This is a genomic window from Tardiphaga sp. GW821-FHT12E02, from assembly GCF_058807155.1.
In genome coordinates this window covers 1,727,303-1,746,397 of the sequence record NZ_JBXAQK010000001.1, presented here as the reverse complement: position 1 = coordinate 1,746,397, position 19,095 = coordinate 1,727,303, and the positions used below count along the sequence as shown (strand labels likewise).

Annotated in this window: 17 protein-coding genes; 5 read left to right on the top strand and 12 right to left on the bottom strand. The window is 63.6% G+C overall.

Annotation, left to right across the window (positions count from 1 at the left end):
• Nucleotides 1-200: 200 nt before the first annotated feature.
• On the bottom strand, nt 201-1,874 hold the full coding sequence (locus AC1RQ5_RS08215; protein WP_398484472.1) for an L-lactate permease: 1,674 nt from the start codon (nt 1,872-1,874) through the stop codon (nt 201-203).
• 279 nt (nt 1,875-2,153) lie between these two features.
• Here AC1RQ5_RS08215 and AC1RQ5_RS08210 point away from each other — a divergent pair, with 279 nt between their 5' ends.
• Nucleotides 2,154-3,884: an ABC transporter ATP-binding protein/permease gene (locus tag AC1RQ5_RS08210; RefSeq protein ID WP_493198155.1), complete on the top strand. Its 1,731-nt coding sequence runs from the start codon at nt 2,154-2,156 to the stop codon at nt 3,882-3,884.
• On the opposite strand, the gene AC1RQ5_RS08205 is transcribed toward AC1RQ5_RS08210, so the two are convergent.
• The 3 genes from AC1RQ5_RS08205 to AC1RQ5_RS08195 all read right to left on the bottom strand — a co-directional run bounded on the left by AC1RQ5_RS08205 (nt 3,881) and on the right by AC1RQ5_RS08195 (nt 7,547).
• Nucleotides 3,881-5,197 carry a chloride channel protein gene (locus tag AC1RQ5_RS08205; RefSeq protein WP_493198153.1) on the bottom strand — a complete coding sequence of 439 codons (1,317 nt, stop codon included), beginning with the start codon at nt 5,195-5,197 and terminating at the stop codon, nt 3,881-3,883. The two genes, AC1RQ5_RS08210 and AC1RQ5_RS08205, sit on opposite strands and share 4 nt — an antisense overlap.
• Before the next feature lie 126 nt (nt 5,198-5,323).
• Complete coding sequence (locus AC1RQ5_RS08200; RefSeq protein ID WP_493198151.1) at nt 5,324-6,337, bottom strand: TorF family putative porin; 1,014 nt, start codon at nt 6,335-6,337, stop codon at nt 5,324-5,326.
• A gap of 334 nt (nt 6,338-6,671) precedes the next feature.
• Nucleotides 6,672-7,547 (bottom strand): AraC family transcriptional regulator, encoded by an 876-nt coding sequence (locus AC1RQ5_RS08195; protein ID WP_493198150.1) that lies wholly within the window; start codon nt 7,545-7,547, stop codon nt 6,672-6,674.
• Between the two features lie 131 nt (nt 7,548-7,678).
• Between AC1RQ5_RS08195 and AC1RQ5_RS08190 the strand changes: the two genes are divergently transcribed.
• From AC1RQ5_RS08190 to AC1RQ5_RS08180, 3 genes are read left to right on the top strand one after another with little or no spacing between them, the layout of a single operon-like run.
• Entirely contained in the window at nt 7,679-8,422 is a 744-nt protein-coding gene (locus AC1RQ5_RS08190) for an SDR family NAD(P)-dependent oxidoreductase (protein ID WP_493198148.1), read from the top strand.
• An 11-nt stretch (nt 8,423-8,433) separates the two neighbouring features.
• The gene (locus tag AC1RQ5_RS08185) at nt 8,434-8,835 is read left to right on the top strand and encodes a VOC family protein (protein WP_493198146.1); all 402 of its coding nucleotides are present in this window, start codon (nt 8,434-8,436) and stop codon (nt 8,833-8,835) included.
• The gene (locus tag AC1RQ5_RS08180; RefSeq protein ID WP_493198145.1) at nt 8,832-9,821 is read left to right on the top strand and encodes a saccharopine dehydrogenase family protein; all 990 of its coding nucleotides are present in this window, start codon (nt 8,832-8,834) and stop codon (nt 9,819-9,821) included. Before AC1RQ5_RS08185 ends, AC1RQ5_RS08180 begins: the two co-directional genes overlap by 4 nt.
• Before the next feature lie 309 nt (nt 9,822-10,130).
• Here the strand turns inward: AC1RQ5_RS08180 and AC1RQ5_RS08175 are convergent, their stop codons facing one another.
• From AC1RQ5_RS08175 to AC1RQ5_RS08160, 4 genes are all read right to left on the bottom strand, one after another.
• Complete coding sequence (locus tag AC1RQ5_RS08175) at nt 10,131-10,820, bottom strand: hypothetical protein (RefSeq protein ID WP_493198143.1); 690 nt, start codon at nt 10,818-10,820, stop codon at nt 10,131-10,133.
• A 143-nt stretch (nt 10,821-10,963) separates the two neighbouring features.
• Nucleotides 10,964-12,277 carry a glycolate oxidase subunit GlcF gene (gene glcF / locus AC1RQ5_RS08170; RefSeq protein WP_493198142.1) on the bottom strand — a complete coding sequence of 438 codons (1,314 nt, stop codon included), beginning with the start codon at nt 12,275-12,277 and terminating at the stop codon, nt 10,964-10,966.
• Nucleotides 12,274-13,512 (bottom strand): FAD-binding protein, encoded by a 1,239-nt coding sequence (locus tag AC1RQ5_RS08165; RefSeq protein WP_493198140.1) that lies wholly within the window; start codon nt 13,510-13,512, stop codon nt 12,274-12,276. The genes glcF and AC1RQ5_RS08165 overlap by 4 nt, the downstream gene beginning before the upstream one ends.
• A gap of 166 nt (nt 13,513-13,678) precedes the next feature.
• Nucleotides 13,679-15,172: an FAD-linked oxidase C-terminal domain-containing protein gene (locus tag AC1RQ5_RS08160; RefSeq protein WP_493198138.1), complete on the bottom strand. Its 1,494-nt coding sequence runs from the start codon at nt 15,170-15,172 to the stop codon at nt 13,679-13,681.
• Nucleotides 15,173-15,355: 183 nt separating this feature from the next.
• Between AC1RQ5_RS08160 and AC1RQ5_RS08155 the strand changes: the two genes are divergently transcribed.
• Complete coding sequence (locus AC1RQ5_RS08155; RefSeq protein ID WP_398483744.1) at nt 15,356-15,751, top strand: c-type cytochrome; 396 nt, start codon at nt 15,356-15,358, stop codon at nt 15,749-15,751.
• A 22-nt stretch (nt 15,752-15,773) separates the two neighbouring features.
• Here the strand turns inward: AC1RQ5_RS08155 and AC1RQ5_RS08150 are convergent, their stop codons facing one another.
• The 4 genes from AC1RQ5_RS08150 to AC1RQ5_RS08135 all read right to left on the bottom strand — a co-directional run bounded on the left by AC1RQ5_RS08150 (nt 15,774) and on the right by AC1RQ5_RS08135 (nt 18,966).
• Nucleotides 15,774-16,448, bottom strand: a complete 675-nt coding sequence (locus tag AC1RQ5_RS08150) for a TetR/AcrR family transcriptional regulator (RefSeq protein ID WP_398483746.1) — start codon at nt 16,446-16,448, stop codon at nt 15,774-15,776.
• Between the two features lie 173 nt (nt 16,449-16,621).
• Nucleotides 16,622-16,939 (bottom strand): AzlD family protein, encoded by a 318-nt coding sequence (locus AC1RQ5_RS08145; protein ID WP_493198137.1) that lies wholly within the window; start codon nt 16,937-16,939, stop codon nt 16,622-16,624.
• Nucleotides 16,936-17,676 (bottom strand): AzlC family ABC transporter permease, encoded by a 741-nt coding sequence (locus tag AC1RQ5_RS08140; RefSeq protein ID WP_493198135.1) that lies wholly within the window; start codon nt 17,674-17,676, stop codon nt 16,936-16,938. Before AC1RQ5_RS08140 ends, AC1RQ5_RS08145 begins: the two co-directional genes overlap by 4 nt.
• Nucleotides 17,677-17,841: 165 nt before the next feature.
• Entirely contained in the window at nt 17,842-18,966 is a 1,125-nt protein-coding gene (locus AC1RQ5_RS08135) for a ribonucleotide-diphosphate reductase subunit beta (RefSeq protein ID WP_493198133.1), read from the bottom strand.
• Nucleotides 18,967-19,095: the final 129 nt, after the last annotated feature.

The following is a 19,095-nucleotide window of genomic DNA, read 5'->3' as shown; positions in this document are numbered from 1 at the left end:
CAGCGAAGCCGGATCGGGTGAGGGGCATGGCACGCGGCAAGTGCCGAGCACACAGCTCTCGGATCGACGAACGTCGGAAGCTCTGAGAGTTTATCGGAGAGATTCGATGGCGCGCGCATGAGGCACGCGCGTGCCATGCCCCTCACCCGCCGCGAAGACGCGGCGACCTCTCCCCGTAAAGAACGGGGAGAGGTTGAGAACTACTTCGGCGCGGCGATCACCATTTCGGTGAACGGATAGACGTAGGCCTGCAGCATCACGAAGCCGCCGACCATGCAGGCCAGCACGATGGAGTGCCAGAACACGAAGCGCAGGATCGAGCCTTCGTGGCCGAACCAGTTGGTCGCGGTGGACGCCACCACGATGGACTGCGCGTCGATCATCTTGCCCATCACGCCGCCGGACGAGTTTGCAGCGCTCATCAGGATCGGGTTGAGACCGAGCTGCTCCGACGTGATCTTCTGCAGATTGCCGAACAGCACATTCGATGCGGTGTCCGAACCGGTCAGCGCGACGCCGAGCCAGCCGAGCAATGTGCCGAAGAACGGATAAAGCACGCCGGTGGCGGCGAAAGCGAGACCGAGCGTGGCATCGACGCCGGACAGGCGCGTCAGCGTGCCGATGGCCAGCATCGCCGAGATGGTGATCAGCGAATAGGCGCAGAGCTTGATGGTGCTGCCATATTCCTTGATCATCTTGATCGGCGAGAAGCCCATCACGAAGCCGGAAATGATGGCGGCGAGCAGCATGCCGGTGCCGGTGAAGGACACATAGGTGAAGGCGAACACGGCACCTTCCGGCGTCGGCTTGGCCGCCACCGGGGGCACCTTGTTGATCATGTTGTGCAGCTCGGGCACCGGATAATTCCAGGTGAAGATCGGATTGACGATCCCCTTGAACCAGTTGGTGCCCCAGATCAGCAGGATGACGCAGAGGATGATCCATGGCGTCAGCGCGCTCCAGACCTGCGCCGAGGTGAGCGGCGTGGTGTCGAACGGTTTGGCCGGCGGTGCGGTGGCGGCGCTGTCGTCGCGCTGGCGCAGTTTCGCCGAGGTCCAGATCGTCTTCGGTTGCCAGACCTTCAGGAACAGGATCAGTGCGGCCATGGAGATCAGCGAGGCGCCGATATCGACGATCCAGGGATTGATGTAGTTCGAGATCACGAATTGCGGGATCGCGAAGGACAACGCAGTAATCAGGATCGCCGGCCAGACTTCCTTCATGCCCTTCCAGCCTGCAAAGGCCCACACCACCCAGAACGGCACGATCATCGAGAACACCGGCAACTGACGGCCGACCATGGCGCCGAGGATGAACGGATCGAAACCGGTGACGGTGGCGAGGCCCTGGATCGGCGTGCCCAATGCGCCGTAAGCCACGGGCGCGGTGTTCGCGATCAGCGACAGGCCGGAGGCGGCCAGCGGCGAGAAGCCGAGACCGATCAGCACGGCGCCGGTGACGGCAACGGGTGTGCCGAAGCCCGAGGCGCCTTCGAAGAAGGCACCAAACGAGAAGGCGATGAGCAGGATCTGCAGGCGGCGGTCATTGGTGACACCGCCAATGGCGCGCTGCAGGATCTCGAAGCGGCCGCTATCGACGGTGAGCCGATACATGAAGATGACGTTGAGGACGATCCAGCCGATCGGGAAGAAGCCGGTGACGATGCCGAGCGCCGAGGCGCGGATCGACATATTGGCGGGCATCGTGAAGGCATAGATCGCGACGAGATTGGCCAGCACCAAGGCGATGACGGCGGCGATATGCGCCTTCACCTTGTTGGTGGCGATCAGCACCAGCAGGATGACCACGGGAATGGCGGCGACCAGCGTCGACAGCGTCGCATTGTTGAATGGATTGTAGACCTGATTCCACATGGCCGTTTCCCCTGTTGTTCTTGTTAGCAGCGTGTGGTGCGACCGCCCCCCGCAGGGATCGGCAACTTGCTGATTGTTCACTTGCGGGGGTGGCTGTGATCGGCCAAAGCCGACAGCATCGGGCGACAGCCGGCAGCCTCCACCCCCATTTACCGCATGCTAGGGTGAATCACAGTTTCGCGACAAGGCGTCGCACGTCATCTTGTCAGCGACTTTCGTCTAAACGCTTCAAACTTCTCTCGCCTCAAGGGCTTAGCGCCCCTCTCCCGGAGATCTGCTGTGAACAATATCCGCTCCACCCTCAAAGCCGTCTGGCGGATCGCGCTGCCCTATTTCAATTCCGAGGACAAATGGGCGGGGCGCGGCCTGCTGGCGGCGGTGATTGCGCTGGAGCTCGGCTATGTCGCCATCACCGTGCTGGTGAACCGCTGGAACAGCGATTTCTTCAACGCGCTGCAGGAGCGCGATCTCTCATCATTCACCTACCTGCTCGGTTACTTCGCCGTGCTGGCGACGATGTCCGTCGTCGTGCAGGTGTATCAGCTCTATTTGAACCAGTGGCTGCGCATCCGCTGGCGGCGCTGGCTGACCGAACACTATCTCACCGGCTGGCTCGCCAATGCCAACCACTATCGCATGCAATTGCAGGGCGAGACTGCGGACAATCCCGACCAGCGCATCGAGGAAGATGCGCAGCTGTTCGTGGATCAGACGCTGGCACTCGGCGTCGGCCTGCTCAGTTCGGTGGTGACCATCGGATCCTTTGTGGTGATCCTGTGGGGTCTGTCGGCAGCAGCGCCGCTGCATCTGTTCGGCATCGACCTCAACATTCCCGGCTACCTGATCTGGGCCGCGCTGATCTATGCGATCGTCGGCACCTTGCTGACGCATCTGATCGGCTGGCCGCTGGTCGGGCTGAATTTTCGCCAGCAGCGCTTCGAGGCAGACTTCCGCTTCAACCTCGTGCGCACGCGCGAGAATGGCGAGCAGATCGCGCTGCTGAAGGGCGAGCCTGCGGAGCATCAACGGCTGTCGGCGCGCTTCGGGCTGGTGGTGCGCAACTATCTCGACCTGATGAACCGCACCAAGAAGCTCACGGCTTTCACCGGCAGCTACAATCAGGCTGCGGTGCTGTTTCCCTATATCATGATCGGGCCGGCTTACTTTGCCGGCAAGGTGCAGCTTGGCAGCGTGACGCAGACGTCGTCGGCCTTCAGCAGCGTGCAGGAGGCGATGTCGTTTTTCGTCACCGCCTATCGCACGCTGGCGGAATGGCAGTCGGTGGTGGCGCGTCTCGACGGGTTCGAGCAGGCGATCGCCAATGGCCAGGCGCTCGTGACCAAGCCTGATATCATCCACACGGCGGCGAGCGCCGATGGCACCATTGCGCTGTCCGATCTCACCGTGGCGCTGCCGAACGGCGCGCCCTTGCTGCAGACGGCAGGCTTCAGCTTCCGCAAGGGTGAGCGCACGCTGCTGACGGGGCCGTCGGGTGCGGGCAAGTCGACGCTGTTCCGCGCCATTGCGGGGATCTGGCCGTTCGGCAAGGGCGAGGTCGCCCTGCCCGCCGATGCGTCGCTGATGATGCTGCCGCAGCGGCCGTATTTCCCGGTCGGGACATTGCAAGACGCGATCGCCTATCCCGGCCAGCATGACGCGTTCGATGCTGCAGCGATGACCGAGGCGATCACGGCTGTCGGGCTGCCGGCGCTGGCCGGGCGGCTCGATGAGGACGCGCACTGGAACCGGATGCTGTCGCTCGGCGAGCAGCAACGCCTCGGCGTCGCCCGCGCATTGCTGCACCGGCCGGACTATCTGTTCCTGGATGAAGCGACCGCCTCGCTCGACGAGCCATCGGAGGCGGCGCTGTATCAGCTGATCGAAGCGCGGCTGCCGGATACGACGGTGATCTCCATCGGCCATCGCGGCACGCTGCACGCATTCCATCAGCGCAACGTGACGCTGGCGAAGGCCGGCGAGAGCTTCGCGCTGACCGAGGCGACCAGCTAGGACGGCTTTGGTTCATCGACGGCAAAGCGCGCCAGCGTAATCCTGGCGAGGGCATGATAGAGGCCCTCGCTGAGCACAAGCTGCGATGCCCCGTTGGCGATCAGCGCTGCAGCCATCAACGGAATGACCATGGCGTGGTTGTTGGTCATTTCCGATGTGATGACGAAAGCGGTGATCGGCGCGCGCACCACGCCGGTCAGATACGAGACCATGCCGATCAGAACGAGCGCATCGAGCGGCACCGGTGGAAGCAGAGGCGCCAGATCCGACGCGATACCTGCGCCAATCGCCAGCGATGGCGCGAAGATGCCGCCGGGTATGCCGGAGATCGCCGACAGCATCGTGGCCGCATATTTCCAGGCACCAAAACCATGGGCCACGGCAGCCGGACCGTCATCGATGATGGCGCGTGCTTGCTCATAACCGGTGCCGTAGACATGGATGCCGCTGGCCAGACCGCATAGCGCGACGCCGAGACCGCAGGCGGCTGCGAAGATGACCGGATGCGTCTTGATGGCGCGGCCGAAGCGGCCGGGAAGTCCCAGCGCGAAGCGGATCAGAATGCGACTGAAGACGCCGCCGAGCACACCGCAAAGGATCGCACAGACCGGCACCACGACCCACGCCGCACCGAGCGGCAACACGGCGGACGGCGAGCCGAAATAGTGATACTCGCCAAGCAGCGCGAATGAGGTCAGGCCGGCGGCAACGATGGCGCCGATGACAAGACTCAGGCTGCGCATCTCGAAGGAACGGCTGAGCTCCTCGATGGCGAAAACAATGCCCGCGAGCGGTGTGTTGAACGCCGCCGCGACACCGGCTGCAGATCCCGCGAGCAGGAAGCCCGGCTGGCGATAGGGCGCGAAGCGACCCAGCGCTGCCATGATGGCGCCGCCGACCTGGACGGTCGGTCCCTCGCGCCCGGTCGAGGCGCCGAAAAGCAGGCCGAGCGACATGACCACGACCTTGCCGAGGGCGACGCGCAGCGAAACCAGCGGTCCGCGGCGCTGCTGCGGCAGCCGCAAGGCCGCGATGACCTGCGGTATGCCGGAGCCCTGTGCGTTGGGAAAGACCGCGATGGCCAGCCACATGCAGATGCCGAAGCCGATCGGTGACACGAACAGGCCGGCATAGGGCCATCGCATCAGCAATGTGCCGAACAGATGCTGGGCATGGTCGGCAAGCCAGGCCATCGCGATGGCGGCGAGGCCGACACAAATCCCTCCCGCCAGGAACAGCATGTGGCGAGTCCAGCGCTTGCGCGCGAGGCGGGAGCGCAGGCCGAAATGAGCGAGATAGCGGCGCGTTTTCATTGCACGGGGGTGTTGCAGGTCTGACCTTCCCCGGCAATGGCGGCAATGAGAGGGCAGATCTGCGCCAAGAAAAACGGGCAGCGATTGCTCGCTGCCCGTTCGCATCCAACCGATGGTCGGAAAGATTTACTTCAGGTTCTGCATCGCGGTCAGGTCAGCCGACAGCTTGACGATGCCGGTCGCGCCGCACCAGCTGGAACCAGCGCCGCCCGGATTGATCGCGGTGATGTTGGTGGTGCCCGAAGCAGTGAAGTCCGAGGTGAAGGCGTTGCAATCACCCTTGGACAGGTTGGTGTCCGAGTAGCGCAGGTCGAGGGTGAAGACCTTGTAGGTGAAGCCGATGCCGATGTTCCAGGTGTTGTAGTCGGCATACTTGATGCCGCCCGGGAACGGACCAGCGAAGCCCGGATTGGTGAAGCCGGTGCCGTAGAAGGCATCCGAGGTGCCCAGCCACTGACGACCGAACTCACCCGACGCGTACATGCCGACGCCCGACGAACCGAACCAGGTGCTCGGCGCGATCGCCTTGGCGGTCACGGCAGCGTAGTTGCCCCATGCGCCGGTGTTCAGGAAGTTCGGCGAGTAGTTGTCCGACACGCCCATCGTGAAGTAGTCGTTGAAGGTGTAGTTGAACTTGGCATAGCCTTCGTAGAACGACACGTCGCGCTTCATGACGTTGAAGGCCGGACCAACGGCATTCGAGCCGACCGGGCAAACGCCACCGCCGCCGACCACGCCGTCGATGCACTCGCCGCCGGGATAACCGTAGTACCAGAAGCCGAAGTCGAAGGCGGCCGCGCCGAAGGTCGGGCGGATACCGAAGTAGCCGTCGATTTCGAGAGCGGCGCGGTTGGTGAAGGAGATGCTCGAGGCCGAGGTACCGATGTAGAGCTGCAGGTCCTTGTTCACGTTGAAGCGCGGCTCGAAGTAAGCGGTCACCGACGGCTTGTTGTTCGACTGCGACACGCCGCGGAACAGGTAGTTGTTGGTGATCGAGGCGCCGAAGGCGACATCCCAGGGATCATAGGCAGCCACGATCGGCGGCGCCTTCTTGTACATCTTGGCGCCCAGATCAGCTGCCGAAGCGGTGGTCATCCCCATCGCCATAACCGCGGAAGCGGCAACAATTACCTTCTTCATGACATTCCCCATCACTTATGAAACCGAGCAGCTTCGTGTCGACAAGACGGCGAAACCGCGAAATCCGTAAACCTGACGCAACTTTGAGACGTAAGCGGTACACGGTGAAGGAGAAAAAACGAGCAAATGCCGCCTATTTGGGCGATTGCACGTTTCCGTGAGCGGTTGTAGCGCGGTGTTGCAAAACCAGCACGCTTTTTGAGGGTTTCCAGGTAGTTTTCAACCGCAGGGCGGAATGACATTTTCCCGCAGCCGCCCCGAGCCGATCCAAAATTCGGTATCTGGCTGCTCGATCGAAATCCTCTTCCGAATCGAGTCGCGGACGGAGGGGCACTCACGCGTGCCTGATGCGCGCAGCGTCCTTCGACGGCGGCAGCCCGAACTGGCGGGCATATTCACGGCTGAATTGGGTCGGGCTTTCGTAGCCGACACCGAACGCAATCGACGTCGCGTTGCCCTCGCCGGCGATCAGCAGGGTGCGCGCATGCAACAGCCGCACATGCTTCTGGTACTGCAACGGGCTCAATGCCGTCACGGCCTTGAAGTGACGATGGAATGTCGAGACGCTGAGCGCCGCCATATCCGCCAGCGCCTCGACGCGAAGCGGCCTGGCAAAATTCTCCCGGATCCACTGGATCGCCACGTTGACACGGGAGAGCGTCGTATCCGGGGTCGCGATATCGCGCAGCATCCAGCCGAGCGGCCCCTGCAGCACGCGGAACAGGACCTCGCGCTCATAGGCCGGCGCGAGAGCGGGAATTTCCCCCGGCCGGTCCATCAGCTGCAGCATGCGTAGCCACGCATCGAGCAGTTCGGGCGTCACCGGCGCGACCGAGAATCCGGAACTGTCCAGATCGCCTCCGGCAGGTTTGGGCAGATCGGCCAGGAGATTGGCGACGATCGTCGGCTGCAGCGTGAGGCTGATCGCGAGATAGGGATCGCCGGCCTCCGAGGAATGCACGGCGCCCACTGCGGGAAGATCGACCGACATGACAAAATAGGTCGCCGGATCGTATCGGAACGTGCGGTCTCCCACCGACATCGTCTTCGATCCGGTCAGGATCAGGTTCACCATGGGCTCGTAGACGGCTGCGAGCTGATGTTCCGGAATCGCTCCCTGCACCATGGCGACGCGCGGAACACCGGTGTCGGTGCGTCGATTCTCGGCGCGCGCGGCCAGCTGTCTCAGTTTTCGCAGTTGGTCTTCCATCCCGCCACTGTTTCACGCACCCGCGTGCACCTCAACCGCAAAGCAGGAATAGGCAAGATTGGGAGAGGATCGAGCGCGCGGTCCCGCGGCGTCCATGGCTACTCATGATCATCCAGTCACGGAGAGACAACATGAGCATCGTCATCATCACCGGGGGCAGCCGCGGTCTCGGAGCCAGCACCGCCATCCAATGCGCCAGGCGCGGCATGGGCGTCATCATCACCTATAACAACAATCCCGCAGCCGCGGCCGACATCGTGAGCGCCATCGCGGGCACGGGTGGCAAGGCCGTCGCGCTGAAGCTCGATGTCGGTGACAGCGGAAGCTTTGCAGCCTTTGCGGAGGAGGTTCGCGCGACCCTGATGACCAATTGGGGCCGCAGTGATTTCGACTTCCTGGTCAATAATGCCGGCTATGGCATCTACGGCCCGATCCAGACCGTCACGGAAGAGCAGTTCGACGGCCTGTTCAAGGTCCACCTCAAGGGCCCGTTCTTTCTCACCCAGGCCCTGTTGCCGGTGATGGCCGATGGCGGTCATGTCATCAATGTGACCAGCGCCACGAGCCGCGTCGCAACGGCTGGCGTTGCCCCCTATGCGTCCTTCAAGGGCGGCCTCGAAGTGCTGACGCGCTATTTCGCCAAGGAGTTCGGCGACCGCCGCATCCGCGCAAATTCGATTGCACCGGGCGCCATCAGGACCGAACTGGGCGGCGGCCTCAATGACGAATTCGAGGCCATGCTGGCCGGCCAGACCGCGCTCGGACGCGTCGGCGAACCCGACGATGTCGGCTGCATGATCGCCAGCCTGCTGTCCGACGACAATCGCTGGATCAACGCGCAGAACATCGAAGTCGCCGGCGGCTACATCATCTGAGGAGAGGCAACATGCTGGACCACATCTTTCTCACGGTCGGCGATATCGCGCGATCGATCGCTTTCTACACGCGCATACTCGCGCCGCTCGGGATCACGCAGCGCGTGGATTACGACGGCAAGGACGGTCCGCCCGGACACCCCGACCTGAAGGGATTCGGTGCCCATGGCCGCATGTTCTTCTGGCTTCGCTCCGGCCCATCTTCGCAAGGCTCGGTGCATGTCGGCTTCGTCGCCAGTTCCGAAGCGATGGTGCGTGCCGCCCATGCGGCTGCGCTCGCTGCCGGTGCCACGGAGATCCATCCGCCCGGCGCCCAGCTTCATTACGACTCCCGCTACTACGCAGCCCAGGTGAGCGACCCCGACGGGCATAGTCTCGAATTCGTCTACAAGGACTGGCAGCACCAACCATGACGAAAGTGATGATCTATGGCGCGACCGGCTACACCGGGCGCATGGCGGCAGAGCACGCCCGGCAAAGCAGGCTGCCACTGATTGTAGCAGGCCGTTCCGCCGGACCTCTCGCCGCACTTGCGCATCGGCTTGATGCCGAATTCAGGACGTTCGCCCTCGATGACGACACGGTCATCGATGCGGCACTTGCGGATGTTGCGGTCGTCCTGAACTGCGCCGGCCCGTTTCCACGAACGGCCCGGCCGCTGATGCAGGCGGCGATCCGCAACGGCGTGCACTATCTCGACATCGCAGCGGAGCTGGACAGCTATCAGCTGGCCGAGAGCCTGCACGAAGCTGCGACATCCGCCGGCGTCATGCTGCTTCCAGGCAGCGGCGGAAGCGTCGCGATGCTGGGCTGCCTCGCCAGCCACGCCGGCGCCCGTGTCAGGCATCCGCGCAAGGTGAGCATCGCACTCCATGTCACCGGGGGAATGTCACGCGGCTCCGCGGTCAGTGCGAGCGAGAACGTCACGACGAAGACATTGGTCAGGATCGGAGATCAACTGTCCGAACGGACATCGGGTGACACGCGGCTCTTCGATTTCGGCAACGGTCAGGGAGCCGTGCCCTGTTTCCCGGTGACCCTGCCCGATCTCATAACGATCGGACACACGCTTGCCATTCCCGACGTCGAGAGCTTCGTCCACGTCTCCGGAAATGCCTTTCCGCAAGGCGCGCTTTCCGCCCTGCCCGATGGGCCCTCTGCGGAAGAGCGTGCGGCCAACCGATATCAGGCGGCTGTCGAGGTGGTGGGCGCCGATGGCGCGATCACGCGCTCGGTGCTCGACACCGTGAACGGCTATACGTTTACGGCCATCGCAGCTGCGGAGGCGGCTCGGCGCGTCCTCGCCGGGGACGCTCGCTCGGGCTTTCAGACGCCCGCCGGCCTGTTCGGCCGCGGATTTGCCGAGACGATCGCGGACACGCGGATTGTGGATGGATAGAGCTGGATCCACGACGATAGAACTGAGCAGCGACGCGCGGACACCTCTCCCCGCCGGGGAGAGGTCGATCCGGCGAAGCCGGAGCGGGTGAGGGGAGCCACGCACTCCAGAGCAAAGAGCCCCCTCACCCGCGCGCAAAAGCGCGCGACCTCTCCCCTCTAGCGAAGCAAAGCTTCGCACCGGGGGAGAGGTGTCTGCGCGTCGTTGCTCGCTTTCCATCTGTGTCAGTCAAACCCTAGAGCCACGAAAACCAGAAAGGCCGCAGACGGAGCTGCGGCCTTTTGTTGTCACGGACCTAAAGGTCCAGCGTTACTTCGGTTCGTCCTGATCGGGGGACTCGACCGCAGGGGTCTCGCCGGACGAATGTCCTTCCACCGGATCGGGCTCCGGCTCGGACGCCGGCGATGGGCTCGGCAGCGTCCAGCTCGGGCTGCTGTCTTCCGCAAGCGGCAGCTGCGGTGCCAGCGGCTTCGGCTCGGCCTTCGGCTTCGGCGCGCGCGGCTTGCGCGGCGGCTTCGGCGGCAATGCTGCGGGCGCCGGAGCGTCCAGCACGACCGGCGCGATCGCCGCACTCGTCAGCAATTCGTTCGAGACGGTAACCTTGGCCTTCGGGGCCTTCTTCACCGGCGCCTTCTTGGCTGGCGCTTTGGCGACAGGCGCCTTGGCTACCGGTGTCTTCGCAACCGGAGTTTTGGCGGCCTTCTTCGGCGCAGCTTTCTTGACCGTTTTCTTGGCTGTTTTCTTGGCCGGCGCTTTCGCAGCCGCCTTCTTCACGGCCTTCTTGGCAGCCTTTTTCGCGACCTTCTTGGCGGCTTTCTTCGGCGCTTTCTTAGCGGCCTTCGTCACGGATTTCTTGGGAGCCGCCTTCTTTGCAGCTTTCTTGGCGGTCTTCTTCGACGCCTTCTTGGCTACCTTCTTCGCAGCCGTCTCAGCCTGCTTGAGCTTTTTCAGCTTCTTTTTGTCTTTCTTGTCCTTCTTCGGTTTCTTGTCTTTAGCCATCGTGGTGCTCCTGTTGCCACCGACCCATCAGGATCGGCGTTCACGTCTCCGCGCCAGGCGGGGCCATAGACCAAATGATATCAACGCGAGCGGATACGGGCGCGATGCGTCCGCAACAACCATCTCTCGTCGGATTGGATCGATCAGTTCAATCCTGGCCTGGGACCGCCCGTCGCCCAATCGAGAAGCTCAATCGTGTGTACGACCGGGACATCCGTCCCGCCGGCGATCTGGACCATGCAGCCGATGTTGCCGGCAGCGATGACATCCGGCTTGATGCTCGCGATGTTGGCGACCTTCCGGTCACGCAAACGGCTCGCGATATCAGGCTGGAGCAGATTGTAAGTCCCCGCCGAACCGCAACACAAATGGCTCTCCGGGATATCTTTCACCACGAATCCATTCTTGGAAAGCAATTCTTTGGGGGCCTGTGTGATTTTTTGCCCATGCTGCAGCGAACAGGCCGAGTGATAGGCGACGACGAGATTGCTTTGCTGCTCAGGTATCGGCAGGTCGAGCGCTGTCACATACTCGCTGATATCCTTGGCCAGCGATGACACTTTGGCGGCAGGGGCTGCGAATTCCGCATCCTCGCGCAGCATGTAGCCGTAGTCCTTGATGACGGTTCCGCAACCGGACGCCGTGACCAGGATCGCATCGAGCCCGCCGCGATCGGCCTCGCCGAGCCAGACGCCGATATTGGCTTTGGCCCGCGCCAGCGCATCGCCATCGCGCCCGAGATGATGCGTCAGGGCACCGCAGCATTGTTCGTCCCGCACCAGCACGACCTCGACGCCGTGCCGGGTCAAAAGCCGGATCGCGGCATCGTTGATGCGTGGTGCCAATACCTGCTGGGCGCAGCCCTGCAGCAGTGCCACGCGGGCACGGCGGGGACCGATGGCCGGGAATACGCTGCCGCCGGCGGGGCCAGGCGGCGGCAATTGCGCCGGCGCCATGGTCAGCATCGCCTTTACGCGGCTGAAGATGTTCGGGCTGGGTTGGTTTTGCGTGGATGGCAGCAGCGCCGCGAGCGGGCGCGCCAGCCGGGCCGCCGTCATGCTGAGACGGAACAGCGCCGGGCGCGGCAGCACGAAGGCCAGCACGTCGCGCAGCAGCCGCTCGGGCAGCGGCCGCACATAGTCCTTCTCGATCTTGACCCGCGCCTGATCGACCAGATGCATGTAGTTCACGCCGGACGGACAGGTGGTCATGCAGGCCAGGCACGACAGGCAGCGGTCGATATGTTTCACCACCTCTTGGGTCGGCTTCTGGTCCTTCTCCAGCATCTCCTTGATCAGATAGATGCGGCCGCGCGGACTATCGAGCTCGTCGCCGAGCAGCACATAGGTCGGGCACGTGGCCGTGCAGAAACCGCAATGCACGCATTTGCGCAGGATCTTGTCGGCCTCCGCGATATCGGGATCGGCCAGCTGGGTCGGCGAGAATTCGGTTTTCATGTCGAGAAACTCCGCGCCATCCGGCCGCGATTGAGAATGCTTTTTGGATCGAAGCTCTTGCGCACGCGGTCGCCGAGGGCGGCGACGCCGGGTGCCAGCGGATGAAACACATCGATGGCGCGGCGGATGTCTTCGGACGCGCGGATCAGCGTCGCATGGCCACCGGCGGCATCGACGAGTTTTCGCAGCTGCGCTGCCTGCGCGTCGGCCGATGGCGGCAGCGCCGCCCAGATCAGGCCGCCGCCCCAGTCATAGACCACCTCGCCCTGCGAGCGTTTGGCGATCTCCTGCCCGAGCTTGCCGCCCGAGGCCGGCGGACAGACGATCCGCCACACCGGCCACATGGCGCGCGGACCGCTGGCAGCGAAGGGGACGACGTCGCGGATGTCGGCCCAGAGTGCCGAAGACTGGCTGTCCTCGATGATCTCGGCTGTGCCATAGGACTGCAGCAGCGTGCTCAGCGACGCCGCACGGCTGGATGCCGATGCGGTGATGCCTTCGAGACGGATCAGCGTTGCCGACTGATCCTCGGCCGCGATCTCGCCGAGCGGCCCCTGCACGGTGCGCAGGGCCGAGCCCGGCAGATGCGCGGCGCCGGAGATGTCATAGGGCGAACCAAGTGCCGCGGTCATCGTCCTGTTGGCCGCGATGTCATCGAGCCCGCGCAGGATCAGCGTGCGCTCGGCCTCCGCGCGCGGCATCACCTTGAGCGTCACTTCGGTCATGACGGCGAGCGTGCCCCAGGCGCCGGTGATCAGCTTGCAGACGTCATAGCCGGTGACATTCTTCACCACGCGACCGCCGGCCTTGAAGCTTTCGCCGAAGCCGGACACCGCATGCACGCCAAGCAGATGATCGCGCGCGCCGCCGGCCTGGATACGCCGTGGACCGGCGAGGCCGGCCGAGATGGTCCCGCCGACAGTGCCGACATCGGGCGTGCCCAGCAGGCGCGACGTGTTCATCGGTTCGAAGGAGAATTGCTGGTTCTTGGTATCGAGCAGTGACAGCACATCGGCGAATGGGGCGCCCGCCTGCACGGTGAGGATGAGTTCGTTCGGCTCGTAGGATGTGACGGCATTGAGCGCGGACAGATCGAGCAACGCATTGGTCGCGATCGGTTGACCGATGCTGCGCTTGGAGCCGTGGCCGATGATTTCGAGCGGTTGCTCGCTGGCAATGGCCGCACGCACGGCTTGCTCGACGTCGGCGGCGTCTCTGACTTTCAGTGTGTCCACGATGGCCTCGAAAAGATCGCGCAGCAACAAACTCTGTTGTCATCGCCCGGCCGCGCGCGCGAGCGCGCCAGGACCGGGCGATCCAGTAAACTCAACAGCGGCGGTGTGTACTGGGTCACCCGGTCAAGCCGGGTGACGACAGAAAGAGTTGAACAGCAAGCCATCATCAAAACCGCGGCAAATCCGGAAACGCCAGTTTCCCGCCATGCACATGCACGCGACCCAACTCCGCACAGCGATGCAGCGTCGGGAACACCTTCCCGGGATTGAGCAGCCCCTGCGCATCGAACGCGCATTTGATGCGCTGCTGCTGGTTGAGATCGATCTCGTTGAACATTTCCGGCATCAGGTCGCGCTTCTCGATGCCGACGCCATGTTCGCCGGTGAGCACGCCGCCGACTTCGACGCACAGCCGCAGAATATCGGCGCCAAAAGCTTCGGCCTTCTCCATCTCATCCTCCTTGTTCGCATCATAAAGGATGAGCGGATGCAGGTTACCGTCGCCGGCATGGAAGACGTTGGCGACGCCGAGGCCGTATTTGGCCGACATCTCCTTCATCCGGCGCAGCACCAGCGGCAATGCGGCGCGCGGGATGGTGCCGTCCATGCAGAGATAGTCCGGCGAGATGCGGCCCACCGCCGGGAATGCCGCCTTGCGGCCGGACCAGAACAGCAGACGCTGCTGCTCGGACTCCGAAATCTGGCACGTCGTCGAGCCGCATTTCAGCGCGATCGCCTCGACGCGCTTGATGAGCTCGTCCACTTCGACCGCGGGACCATCGAGTTCGACGATCAGCAATGCATCGACATCGAGGGGATAGCCGGCATGAACGAAGGCTTCCGCCGCGTGGATCGCGGGCCGATCCATCATCTCCATGCCGCCGGGAATGATGCCCGCGCCGATCACATCGGCCACGCATTGGCCGGCGGCTTCGACTTCGGCAAAGCCGATCATCAAGGCACGCGCCGTCTCCGGCTTCTGCAGGATGCGGACAGTGACTTCAGTGACCACGCCGAGCAGGCCTTCGGAGCCGGTGATGATACCAAGCAGATCATAGCCCGACGGCTCCGCCGTCTTGCCGCCGATGCGGATGACCTCGCCATTGATCAGCACGATCTCGCAACCGAGCAGATTGTTCGTCGTCATGCCGTATTTGAGACTGTGCACGCCGCCGGAATTCTCCGCGACATTGCCGCCGATGGAGCAGGCGATCTGCGACGACGGATCGGGCGCGTAGTAGAAGCCCGCATGCGCGACCGCCTGGCTGATGGCGAGATTGGTGACGCCGGGCTCGACGACGACAGCGCGGTTATCGAAATCGATCTCGCGCACGCGCTTGAACTTGCCGAGGCCAAGCAGCACCGCATCCGCCAGCGGCAATGCGCCACCGGAGAGCGAGGTGCCCGAACCGCGCGGCACCACCTTGATGCCGTTGTCGTGGCAATACTTCAGAACCTTGGACACCTGCTCCGTCGTATCCGGCAAGACGACAACCATCGGCGGCTGCCGATAGGCGGTGAAGCCATCGGACTCGTAGGGAAGCATTTCAGCGGCGCTGGAGATCACGCCCTCGCCCGGCACCAGCTTTCGCAAGGCCGCGATGATCGCATCGCGTCTGGCGAGCACGGCTTCATCCCTTGCCGGCATCATGATCGTCATCGAGCGTTTCCCTTTCGCAACCGCGATATGAAACCGCTGTCCGCTTGGGGGGGAATCAATCACGTCCGCGTGGCTTTGAACAGGTAACGAAAGCATGAGGGCCATGCCGGGCGGTATCCGCTTGTGCAGCCTGCAACGCGTATGCGAACATCGTGGACGGAAAGCCAACAAGAAGAGCCATCCATGACGAAACTGACATTCGGCGCCTTGATCGCCGTCACGGCCTCGGCCATCTCCTCATTTGCCCTCGCGCAGGACGTCGCCGCCGGCAAATCCTCCTTCAACAAATGCCTGGCCTGCCACGCGGTGGGCGAAAATGCGAAGAACAAGGTCGGCCCCGAACTGAACGGGCTGAACGGCCGCAAAGCCGGCGCCGCTGCCGGCTATTCCTATTCGGACGCCAACAAGAATTCCGGCCTCACCTGGGATGAAGCGACGTTCAAGGATTACATCAAGGATCCGAAGGCAAAGATCCCCGGCACCAAGATGGCCTTTGCGGGGATCAAGAAGGAATCCGAGATCAACGATCTCTGGGCATTCCTGGCGCAGTTTGGCGCCGACGGCAAAATCAAGCAATAAGCGCCATCAGGCGCGGCGGCGATCAGACGGTCGCCGCCATCTTGGTGGGCAGCACAGCCTGCACCACGAGGCCGCGGGCGCGCGCGTCCATGACGCCGACGGCGCGCAGGGCCAGCAGCGTGACTGTCTGCACAGCGTCGCGCAGCTTGTTGGGATCATCGAAACTGTCGGGCGCCATGGGGCCGACCAGCGCTTCATGCAGCGCGCCGAGCAAGGCGGCCGCGGCCAATGCCGTGTCCTGCGCCGGCAGATGGCCGGCGCGGATCGCGGCATCGATGCGCATTTCGATCTCGCCGGCGATCTCGCGACGGCTGGTGAGTCGGGATTCAGTGACGTCGACTTCCACCGGCTCGGCCAGGATGCCCCAGGCCAGCTTGCGGTTGGAGACGACGTGAACGGCCACCGTGGTGACGGCCGCCGCCAGTGCTGAGGACGGCCCTGGCGCTGCATCGGCAGCGCGGCGGATCGCCGTCAGTTCGTCCCGCGACACGTCGGCGATCAGTTCGGAGATCAGGTCAGCCTTGGACGGGAAATAGCGATAGACCGTGCCTGCGGCCACATTGGCGCGGACGGCCACCGGCGCGATCTGCACCGCCGCCATGCCGCCTTCGGCGCAGGTCTCCCGCGCCGCCGCCAGAATGGCGTTGCGCCGAGCCGCAAGCCGCTTCACGACCTGCTGGGTACGTCGATAGACCATGAGCTTGTCCCGCGTCCGGCATCCCTGTCTGGCCCGAGGCCGATCAAGGAAAAACCGTGAGTTCAAGGTTTTGCGCGGATTCGAGTGCTCGGCCGCGAGAAGAGATGAACACCAGTTCAGAGTCGTTGACAAGGCATTTTGCGCATAGCGGGATTCAACTTTTCGGGGGGCTTTCAGCCGCCGAATCCCAGCGCGCGGGCCGCTGCCGCGACAGCCATGCCGACGATGACGGCGATGAAATCGTTGCGGCGGATGATGGTGACGGCCATGGCGGCCAGAATGGCGAAAATGACGACGGGGCCACCATTTACGGCCACCGGCAATGCGGCGGCGACGATGATCGAGCCGGGCAACGCGTCGAGCATGCGGCGGACACGGGGCGTGACATTCACATAGCCCATCAGCCAGTAGCCGCCGAGGCGGGAAGCCACCGTGACCGCCGTCATGACGGCGAAAGCGAGCATCACGTCGCTGCGTAAAAGGTCAGTCACGCCGCTGCTCCCGGCGTCTCGGGCTCATCCATGAAGCCGGCCGTGATCGCCCCCGACAATGCGCCAGCGATGATGAACCACCAGCCGGCAGCCAACCAGTGAACGATGAGTGCGACGACCCCGGAAACGACCCACGGGATCGCACGGCGGGGCCCCTTCCAGGCCGGCACGAGCATGGCGGCATAGAAGGCGGGCATCACCAGATCGACGCCGTATTTACGGGGATCGGCGAGTTGCTCGGCGAGCAGGAAGCCGGGCACCGCCGCGACCATCCAGGTGAAATACAGCACGACGCCGCCGCCGAGATAGAACATCGCATCGGCACCGCCGTGATCGCGATAGCGCATGGCCGCGAGCCAGCCACCATCGGTAACCAGCAGCATCGCCGGATAGGCCTGCCAGGCCGGCAGCGTGCCGAACCACGGCCGCAGGGTCGCGCTCATGAGGAAGAAGCGAATGTTCACCGTGAGCGTGAGCAGTGCCAATGTCGCGATGGCGCCGGGCGTCAGCACACCTGGCCACGACTGCACCGCAACAAACTGCGACAGGCCGCCATAGACGGTGCCCGCCATCACCACCACTTCGGCCAGCGAGAAACTCTTCTGCGCACACAGCGCGCCGAAGGCCATGCCGAAAGCCAGCGTACCCGGCAACATCGGGCCGATGGCCACGATGCCGGGCAGAATGGCGGCGCGTGACCAGTAGGCCGGTGCTTTCGGGATATGGGTGGCGTGCATGGCGCGATCCGTGTTTTGGCAGCATGGGTGCTGCCATCACACGACCGGGTCAAGTCATCGCCGCCTCATGCGCGCCATGCAGCGGCGCGTGAGACGAAAGGCTGAGATCTTTGTAGTGGCGCATGATCCTGTCCGAAAACCGGCTTCCACTTTTCGGGATCATGCTCATTCCCAGCTGAGTGCACCGCCGTTTTGATACTCGATCACGCGGGTCTCGAAGAAGTTCTTCTCCTTCTTCAGGTCCATCGCCTCCGACATCCACGGGAACGGGTTTTCCGTCTCGTTGAACACCGGCGCGAGGCCGAGCTGGGCGCAGCGGCGATTGGCGATGAAATGCATATAGGTCTCGCACAGCGCTGCATTCAGCCCGAGGAAGCCGCGCGGCATGGTGTCCCGGCCATAGGAGGCTTCGAGCTCCGCGGCTTCGCGGATCATGGTGCGGATCTCGTCCTGGAACTGCCGGGTCCAGAGATGCGGGTTCTCGATCTTGATCTGGTTGATGACATCGATGCCGAAATTCAGGTGAATCGATTCATCGCGCAGGATGTACTGATACTGCTCGGCGATCCCCACCATCTTGTTGCGGCGGCCGAGCGACAGGATCTGCGCAAAGCCGGTATAGAACCACATGCCTTCGAAGATCACGTAGAACGCCACGAGGTCACGGACAAAAGCCTGGTCGTTTTCGGGCGTGCCGGTCTTGAAGTCGGGATCGTCGAGATGCTGGGTGTGCTTCAGCGCCCAGGCCGCCTTGTCGGTGATCGACGGCACCTCGCGATACATGTTGAACAGCTCGCCCTCGTCGAGGCCGAGGCTCTCGACGATGTACTGGAACGTATGCGTATGCACCGCCTCCTCGAAGGACTGGCGCAGCAGATATTGCCGGCATTCGGGATTGGTGAGGTGGCGATAGATCGCCAGCACGATGTTGTTGGCGACGAGCGACTCGGACGCGGCGAAGAAGCCGAGATTGCGCTTGATGGCGCGACGCTCGTCCTCGGTGAGGCCGTCGCGCGACTTCCACAGCGCGATGTCGGCCTGCATGGAGACTTCGGTGGGCATCCAGTGATTGTTGCAGCCGGCGAGATATTTCTCCCAGGCCCATTTGTATTTCAGCGGCAGCAGCTGATTGACGTCGGCGCGGCAGTTGATCATGCGCTTTTCATCGACGGAGACGCGGCCGCCGGTGCGGTCGATGGTGCCGAGACCGGTGGCGTCGGTGGGCGCTTCGGGGAGCGGGATGAAGGCGGGGGTTTTTGGAGCGGAGGCGGTGTCGGACCAGTCGAGCATTTTTATAGTTCCTTCGAAGATCAATCTCAGCCCTCATGGTGAGGAGCCGGCCGCTTGGCCGGCGTCTCGAACCATGGGAGCTTGGCGCCATCCTTCGAGACGCCGCTGCGCGGCTCCTCAGGATGAGGG